Annotated in this window: 6 protein-coding genes; 5 read left to right on the top strand and 1 reads right to left on the bottom strand. The window is 63.1% G+C overall.

The features are described 5' to 3' along the window. Positions 1-93 precede the first annotated feature (93 nt). The gene (locus tag AB4Z11_RS15160; RefSeq protein WP_442026076.1) at positions 94-771 is read right to left on the bottom strand and encodes a TetR/AcrR family transcriptional regulator; all 678 of its coding nucleotides are present in this window, start codon (positions 769-771) and stop codon (positions 94-96) included. Positions 772-991: 220 nt separating this feature from the next. Here AB4Z11_RS15160 and AB4Z11_RS15155 point away from each other — a divergent pair, with 220 nt between their 5' ends. From AB4Z11_RS15155 to AB4Z11_RS15135, 5 genes are all read left to right on the top strand, one after another. Next, a complete protein-coding gene (locus tag AB4Z11_RS15155) occupies positions 992-1,900 on the top strand; it encodes an esterase/lipase family protein (RefSeq protein ID WP_442026075.1) in 909 nt (302 codons plus the stop codon). Continuing rightward, a complete protein-coding gene (locus AB4Z11_RS15150) occupies positions 1,897-2,841 on the top strand; it encodes a lipase secretion chaperone (protein WP_442026074.1) in 945 nt (314 codons plus the stop codon). Before AB4Z11_RS15155 ends, AB4Z11_RS15150 begins: the two co-directional genes overlap by 4 nt. Positions 2,842-2,933: 92 nt before the next feature. After that, a complete protein-coding gene (gene mfd, locus AB4Z11_RS15145; RefSeq protein ID WP_442026073.1) occupies positions 2,934-6,368 on the top strand; it encodes a transcription-repair coupling factor in 3,435 nt (1,144 codons plus the stop codon). 20 nt (positions 6,369-6,388) lie between these two features. Continuing rightward, positions 6,389-7,231 (top strand): phosphoserine phosphatase SerB, encoded by an 843-nt coding sequence (gene serB / locus AB4Z11_RS15140; protein ID WP_442026077.1) that lies wholly within the window; start codon positions 6,389-6,391, stop codon positions 7,229-7,231. A gap of 80 nt (positions 7,232-7,311) precedes the next feature. Further along, positions 7,312-8,302: DUF2252 family protein (locus AB4Z11_RS15135; protein ID WP_442026072.1), on the top strand; the 991-nt coding region annotated here is incomplete at its 3' end.

Genomic DNA, 8,302 nt, shown 5'->3' with positions numbered 1-8,302 from the left:
TCGTACGACGACTATCGGTCGAAAATTCCCGAGCGTCAACGAGATTTGGGAGGACTGTGGCGTACGCCTGACGCAGGCGTAACAACATTGAAATCAGGACAAGCCGTTGCGCAGCACCGCCACCACGCTGGCGGCGAAATCGTCCACATCGACCTTGGCGGCGCGATACTTCCAGCGCTTTACATACCAGTCCTGGAAGGCGGCCAGGCAGTGCGCCGCCAGCAGATCGGGATTGCACTGGCGCGGCGGCTCCACCTTGCGGATGGTGTCTGCAATCACAGCCTGAACGTGGAGCTCGGCTTCCTTGGCAGTGGCGCGCTGTTCGGGCTTGAGCACGCGCGAATCCATGTAGACGAAGTAGAACCAGGGCTGCAGCAACTCGGAAAGATAAATCCAGCCGCGCACCATGGCTTCCAGGCGTTCGCGCGGATTCTCGATATCCGCGTACCACTCCGGCACGGCCGAGCTGCAATGGCGCACCACGTCTTCAATCATTTCCGCCAGCTGGTCCTTGCTGTCGATATAGCCATACAAGCCGCCCATGGACAGCCCGGTTTCACGGCACAAGTCGCGCAAGGTCATGGCGCGGAAGCCCACCTCATTGGCGAGGCGGAAGGTGGCGGCGAAGATGCGTTCGAGATTTTCCAGCGCGGGCTTGGGGCGCTTGACGGTGATGCGCCCGGCATTGCGCGTGAGAAGCCAGGACCAGATGCTGTCGCCGTCGAGCGGCGTGCTGGCCTGGAATTGCTTGAAGTCGAAACTGCCCGGCAACGCTGGCTCCGTTTGTTGAGTGCTGAAAGATTATAGCTCATTAAAACAACGTTAAATTTCCGACCAGAACAGAACGCCGGAATTTTTGCGAAATGCCCTTTCTTCCTTAAAATACGGTGCTAAATTTTGAAAACCGAGCAGCTGCTCGCTTTTCTAACCGGCGCAGATCGGACGGGGCAATGCCCGGCCCTTGAACGTAGTTCCTTCACACGGAGACAAAATGAAGAAACGCATCCTGACGTGCCTGTCCGCACTGCTGCTCGCCTGCCTGGCCCTGCCGTCCTGGGCCACCGGCTATACCCAGACCCGCTATCCCATCGTGCTCGTGCACGGACTGTTCGGCTTCGACAATATCGGCCCGGTCGATTACTTCTACGGCATTGCACCGGCCCTGCGCAGCGGCGGCGCAACCGTGTACGTGACCACCGTGTCCGCCGCTAACAGCACCGAGGTGCGCGGCGAACAATTGCTCTTGCAAGTCAAACAGATCCTGGTTGCCACGGGCGCGTCCAAGGTCAACCTGATCGGCCACAGTCACGGCGGCCCGACAGCACGCTATGTGGCGTCGGTGCGGCCGGACCTGGTGGCGTCCGTCACCAGCGTGGGCGGCGTGAACAAGGGTTCCAAGGTGGCGGACGTGCTGATCGGCGCGGCACCGGATGTGGCTTACGACGTGGCGAACGGACTGGCCAGCCTGATCAGCCTTCTGTCCGGCAGCTCGACGTACCCGCAAAGCTCGCGCGCGGCGGCGGTGTCGCTGAGCACGGCAGGCACCGCGGCCTTCAACGCGGCCCATCCTGAAGGCGTGCCGACGTCCGCGTGCGGCGAAGGCGCGTATCAGGTGCATGGCGTGTATTACTTCTCCTGGAGCGGCGCCCAGCCTTACACCAATGTGTTCGACGCTGCCGATCCTTTCCTGGCGCTGACGGGCCTGGCGTTTGGCGGCGCGAAGAACGACGGCCTGGTCGCCAGCTGCTCCAGCCATCTGGGCCGCGTGATCCGCGACGATTACGCCCTCAACCACCTGGATGAGGTGAACCAGCTGATCGGTATCACGAATCTGTTCGAGACTGATCCTGTCACGCTGTACCGCCAACAGGCCAACCGCTTGCAGGGCCTGGGCCTGTGAAACTGCTGCGCTATCTCGCTTTAGCCCTTGCGGCTGTGGCGCCCGCCATCTGGGTGCTGTGGCCGCAGGGCCAGGCGCCGCTGCCTGCCGCCAGCGCGCAATCTGCGCCGGCTGCGGGGGGCAATGCCGCCGCTGGCGATGTCACCTCCACCGCATTCGCCCCCTCAATGGCCGGAACACGGCCGGACGGCGACATCCGCAGCGACGCCGGCCATCTGGTCATCAATGAAGAGCTGACGCATCTCTTTGATTACTACCTGTCGTCGCTGGGCGAGCAGGATTTGCCGGCCATCCGCGCCGGCATCGAGCGCGATCTGCGCCAGCGCCTGACGCCGATCGCCGCAGCCGAGGCCATCGCCCTGCTCGACCGCTACCTCGCCTACAAGCACGCGCTGGCGGACCTGGAGGGCAAGCTGAAGCCGTCGCCGGACCAGGCCAAGGCTGCGCGCGCCCGGCTGGAAGCCATGCAAAGGCTACGCAGGGATTATTTCAGCGCCGCCGAGCTGGCAGGTCTGTTTGGCGCCTCCGATGCGCGCGACCGTGACGCCATCGCGCGGCTGGAAATCACCCAGGACAAGCAACTGAGCGACGCCCAGCGCCGCGCGCAGCTGTCGGCGCTGGACGGCAAACTGTCGGCAGCCGAAAAGGCCGAGCGCGATGCGCCGGTCAAGATCCTGAGCCTGGAAGCGGCCGTGCAGCAAGCCCGCAGCCAGGGCGCCGATGATAACGAAGTCTATCGCCTGCGCGCCGCCGCGCTATCGCCGGAAGCAGCCGCCCGGCTGGCCGACGTGGACCGCGAGGAAGCCGACTGGCAGCGCCGCATTGCCGCCTACCGCGCCGACCGCGCCCGCCTGCAGGGCGCCAACGAAGTCACCATGCAGCAGCTGCGCGATTCCCAGTTCACAGTCCAGGAGCAGAAACGCCTGACTGCCTACGAATGAGGCAGCGCCGCCGGCCGGGCGCGGCTGGCGGCGTCCCCTAAGGGCTTGCACTATAATGTGGGGCCAGACATCCACAGCGCCCACGTTTCTGCATGTCCTTTGACTTAAAAAAAGCAATACCCAAACCCGGCAACCGCTTTGTCCTGCCCAATCTGTTCGGCTCCGCGGATGCCTATGCACTCGCGCAAACAGCCCTTGAACTGAAGTCGCGCGGCCAGATGCTGGCCGTGATCGTGGCCCAGGCCAGCGATGGTCAGCGCCTGCTGGAAGAGATTCCATGGTTCGCTGAAGGCAAGCTGCGTTGCCACTTGCTGCCGGACTGGGAAACCCTGCCTTACGACGCCTTCTCCCCGCACCAGGACCTGGTGTCCGAACGTCTGGCCACCCTGCATGAGATCCAGACCGGCCAGTGCGATGTGGTGCTGGTTCCGGCCACCACCGCGCTGGTGCGCATGGCGCCGCCGTCTTTCCTGGCCGCCTATACCTTCTTCTTCAAGCAGGGCGAATCGCTGGATGAAGCGAAGCTGAAGTCGCAGCTTACCCTGGCCGGCTACACCCACGTGACGCAGGTGATGTCGCCAGGCGAATACTCGGTGCGCGGTGGACTGATCGACCTGTTCCCGATGGGTTCCGCCCTGCCTTATCGCCTCGACCTGTTCGGCGACACGGTGGAAACCATCCGCACCTTCGATGCGGACACCCAGCGTTCACTGTATCCGGTGAAGGAAGTGCGCCTGCTGCCCGGCCGCGAATTCCCGATGGACGAAGCCGCGCGCACCACCTTCCGCAGCCGCTGGCGCGAAACGTTTGAAGGCGATCCGTCACGCTCCGTGGTCTACAAAGACATCAGCAGCGGCATCGCTTCCGCCGGTATCGAATACTACCTGCCACTGTTCTTCCAAGAGACGGCGACCATCTTCGACTACCTGCCGGCAGGTGCGGCGCTGGCCATGATTGGCGACATCGATGCGTCCATCAAGCGCTTCTGGGCCGATACCGAATCGCGCTACAAATTCCTGAAGGCCGACCGCGAGCGCCCGATTCTGCCGCCGGACCAGATCTTCCTCGGCGACGAGCAGTTCTTCATCCAGGCCAAGCCGCATGCACGCATCGCGATCAGCCGCGATATGTCCGCGCCGGCATCGGAGCTGAGCGCGCCGATTCCAAACATCGCCGTCAACCGGCACCTGGACGATCCGCTGACCAATCTGCGTTCCTACCTGATGCAGACCAAGCGCCGCGTCATGATCTGCGCCGAAACCAACGGCCGCCGCGAAACGCTGCAGCAGTATTTCGCCGAATTCGACCTGGCGCCGCCGCCGGTGGAAGGCTATGAGGGCTTCCTCGCATCCGACGCCAAGTTCGTGCTGGGCGTGGCGCCGCTGCATGCAGGCTTTGAGCTGGAAGATGGACTGACGTTCATCACCGAAACCGAACTGTATGCCGGCACCGGCCGCCGCGTCGGCAAGAAGAAGCAGGAGGCTGTGACCCAGGTCGAGTCCATGGTGCGCGACCTGTCCGAACTGAAGATCGGCGACCCGGTGGTGCACATCAACCATGGCATCGGCCGCTACATGGGCCTGACCAGCATGGACCTGGGCGAAGGCGAGACGGAGTTCCTGCATCTGGAATACGCCAAGGACACCAAGCTGTATGTGCCCGTCTCCCAGTTGCACGTGATTTCGCGCTACTCCGGCGGTTCGCCGGAAGATGCGCCGCTGCACACCCTGGGCTCCGGCCAGTGGGAAAAGGCCAAACGCAAAGCCGCCGAGCAGGTGCGCGACACCGCCGCCGAGCTGCTGAACCTTTACGCCCGCCGCGCTGCGCGCCAGGGCCACGCTTTCGAATATTCGTCGCAGGACTACGAGCGCTTCGCCGAGAGTTTCGGCTTCGACGAAACGCCGGACCAGGCAGCCGCCATCCTGAACGTGATGAAGGATATGACGTCCGGCAAACCGATGGACCGCCTGGTGTGCGGCGACGTGGGCTTCGGCAAAACGGAAGTCGCGCTGCGCGCCGCCTTCATTGCCGTCATGGGCGGCAAGCAGGTCGCGATTCTCGCGCCGACCACCCTGCTGGCCGAGCAGCATGCGCAGACCTTCGCCGACCGCTTTGCGGACTGGCCGGTGCGCATTGCCGAGATGTCCCGTTTCCGCACCGGCAAAGAGATCGCCAACGCCATCAAAGGCATGCAGGACGGTACCGTGGACATCGTGATCGGCACGCACAAGCTGCTGTCCGACGACGTGAAATTCACAAGACTGGGCCTGGTCATCATCGACGAGGAACACCGTTTCGGCGTGCGCCAGAAGGAAGCGCTGAAGTCCCTGCGCGCCGAGGTGGACGTGCTGACGCTGACCGCGACGCCGATCCCGCGTACGCTGGGTATGGCGCTGGAAGGCTTGCGCGACTTCTCCGTCATTGCCACCGCGCCGCAAAAGCGCCTGGCCATCAAGACCTTCGTGCGTAACGAAAACGGCTCCATCATCCGCGAAGCCGTGCTGCGTGAGCTGAAGCGCGGCGGCCAGGTCTACTTCCTGCACAATGAAGTCGAAACCATCCAGAACCGTCTGGCCGCGCTGACCGAACTGCTGCCGGAAGCCCGCATCGCCGTGGCGCACGGCCAGATGCACGAGCGCGATCTGGAAAAAGTGATGCGCGATTTCGTGGCCCAGCGCTACAACATCCTGCTGTGCACCACGATTATCGAAACCGGCATCGACGTGCCGACCGCGAACACCATCATCATGCACCGTGCCGACAAGTTCGGCCTGGCCCAGCTGCACCAGCTGCGCGGCCGCGTCGGCCGGTCGCACCACCAGGCATACGCTTATCTGCTGGTCAACGATGTGCAGGGCCTGAGCAAACAGGCGCAGCGCCGTCTGGACGCGATTCAGCAAATGGAAGAACTGGGTTCCGGCTTCTATCTCGCCATGCACGACCTGGAAATCCGTGGCGCCGGCGAAGTGCTGGGCGAGAACCAGTCCGGCGAAATGCTGGAAGTGGGCTTCCAGCTGTACACCGACATGCTAAACGAAGCCGTGCGCGCGCTGAAGGCGGGCAAGGAGCCCGATCTGGCGGCGCCGCTGGCAACGACCACCGAAATCAATCTGCACGTCCCAGCCCTGCTACCCGCGGATTTCTGCGGCGACGTGCACGAGCGCCTGTCCATTTACAAGCGCCTGGCCAACTGCGAAGCGCAGGACGCCATCGACAATCTGCAGGAAGAACTGATCGACCGCTTCGGCAAACTGCCGGAGCAGGCCAAGGCGCTGGTGGAGACCCACCGCCTGCGCATCGCGGCCAAGACCGTCGGCATCATCAAGATCGACGCACATAGTGAAGCAGCCAACCTGCAATTCATGCCCAAGCCGCCCATCGATCCGATGCGCATCATTCACCTGATCCAGAATCAGCGCCACATCAAACTGGCAGGACAGGATAAACTGAAGATAACCGCGAACATGCCCGACCTGACGGCACGCGTGAATCAGATTAAGACCGCAATCAAACAATTGACCGCCTGATGAAGAAAGACGATATCACGATGAATCTGGTGCTGCAGGGCACCGGCGACTGCGATGCACGGCTGGAGCGCATTGCCGCCCTGACCGCACCCAAGTCCGTTCACCGCGTTTCGGAACATGCCGTACGCTGCGAAGGCATCAGCTATTCCCCGGCACTGCGCCAGACCATCGAGGTCGCCGCGCACGCCGCCCAGCTGGATGCCACTTATATGATGGGCCGCCGCCACCTGAGCGATTTCCGCCTGGTGGCAATGGACATGGACTCCACCCTGATTACCATCGAGTGCATCGATGAAATCGCGGACATGCAGGGTCTCAAGCCGCAAGTATCCGAAATCACCGAAGCTGCCATGCGCGGCGAGCTGGATTTCGCTGAAAGCCTGCGCCGCCGCGTGGCGCTGCTGGAAGGCCTGGACGCCTCCGCGCTGCAACGCGTGTACGACGAGCGCCTGCGCCTGTCGCCGGGTGCGGAGCGCATGCTGCAAGCCGTGCAGGCCGCTGGCCTGCAAACCCTGCTGGTTTCCGGTGGCTTCACTTATTTCACCGACCACCTGAAACAGAAGCTGGGTCTGAACTTCACCCGCGCCAATGAGCTGGAAATCAGCGACGGCAAGCTGACCGGCCGCGTGCTTGGCGAAATCGTGGATGCGGAAGCCAAGAAGAAGACCGTGGAACATGTGTGCGCCGCGCTCGGCATCACGCCGGACCAGGCCATCGTCATGGGCGATGGCGCCAACGACCTGAAGATGATGAGCATTGCCGGCCTCTCCGTCGCCTTCCGCGCCAAGCCGGTGGTACGCGAGCAGGCCAGCGTGGCGCTGAACTTCGTCGGCCTCGATGGCATCCTGAATCTGTTGGATTAACGACACTGGCAGTCACAGGGCGGTCATCTTCCTTTCCTATACTCGCGGCCATTTGAAACGGCCGTGAGGAAATARGGACAATGAAGAAAATCGCCCTGCTGATTGCCAGCGCCATGCTCTCCCTTTCTGCAAACGCAGCATCTTCGCGCTCATCCTGGGTCGTGAGCCAGGTGTACAACTACAACCACCAGTTCGCCGCCACCGGCAGCGCGGACCTGGCGACCAAGATGTCCACCATGGCGAACAGTCCCTTCCTGTTCTACCGTGGCACGGCCCACATCTTCTACCAGGACATGGCCACCCTGCCTGCTTCGCTCTACACCAGCGTGCAGACCGGCTACACGTGGCTGGGCGGCGACACCCACCTCGGCAACTTCGGCTCCGTGCGCGACAGCGGCGGTGCGCAAGTCTTTGCCGCCGGCGATTTCGACGAAGGCTATCTGGGCCAGTTCGTGTGGGACCTGCGCCGCATGGCGGTCAGCATGATCCTGGCAGGCCGCGAGAACGGTATCTCCGATGCGGACATCACCACCGCCATCAACACCGTGGCGGGTGCCTACCTGGACAAGATGGACGCCTTCAAAGGCACCAGCGATGAACTGACCTTCCAGCTCAAATCCGGCAACACCAGCGGCGTGGTGCAGGACACCATCAATGCCGGCGCCGCCGATTCGCGCAGCAGCCTGCTGTCCAAATACACCCAGCTGAATGGCGCGGCGCGCGTGTTTCAGACCACCGCGCAGCTGCAGGTGGTTCCTGCCGCGACTTACAATGCGCTGGTGGCGTCGATGGGCGACTACGTGAACTCGATCGCTTCGTCCAAGCGCTATGCGTCCGGCTACTACGCCGTGAAAGATATCCGCCAGAAGCTGGGCTCCGGCGTCGGCAGTCTGGGCAAACTGCGCTACTACCTGCTGCTGGAAGGCCCGTCGTCTTCGACTTCGGACGACGTGATCGTGGAAATGAAACAGTCCGTGCCGAGCGCCGTGACCGCTGCCGCCAACGGCCGCCTGCCCGCGTCCACTTACGCCTACAACGAAGGCAACCGCGTTGCCCGCACACTGAAGGCAC

The organism is Pseudoduganella sp. RAF53_2, assembly GCF_052113985.1.
Classification (GTDB): Bacteria; Pseudomonadota; Gammaproteobacteria; order Burkholderiales; family Burkholderiaceae_D; genus Rugamonas.
The sequence above is the reverse complement of the archived record's forward strand: the minus strand, read 5'-3'. Positions and strand labels throughout refer to the sequence as shown.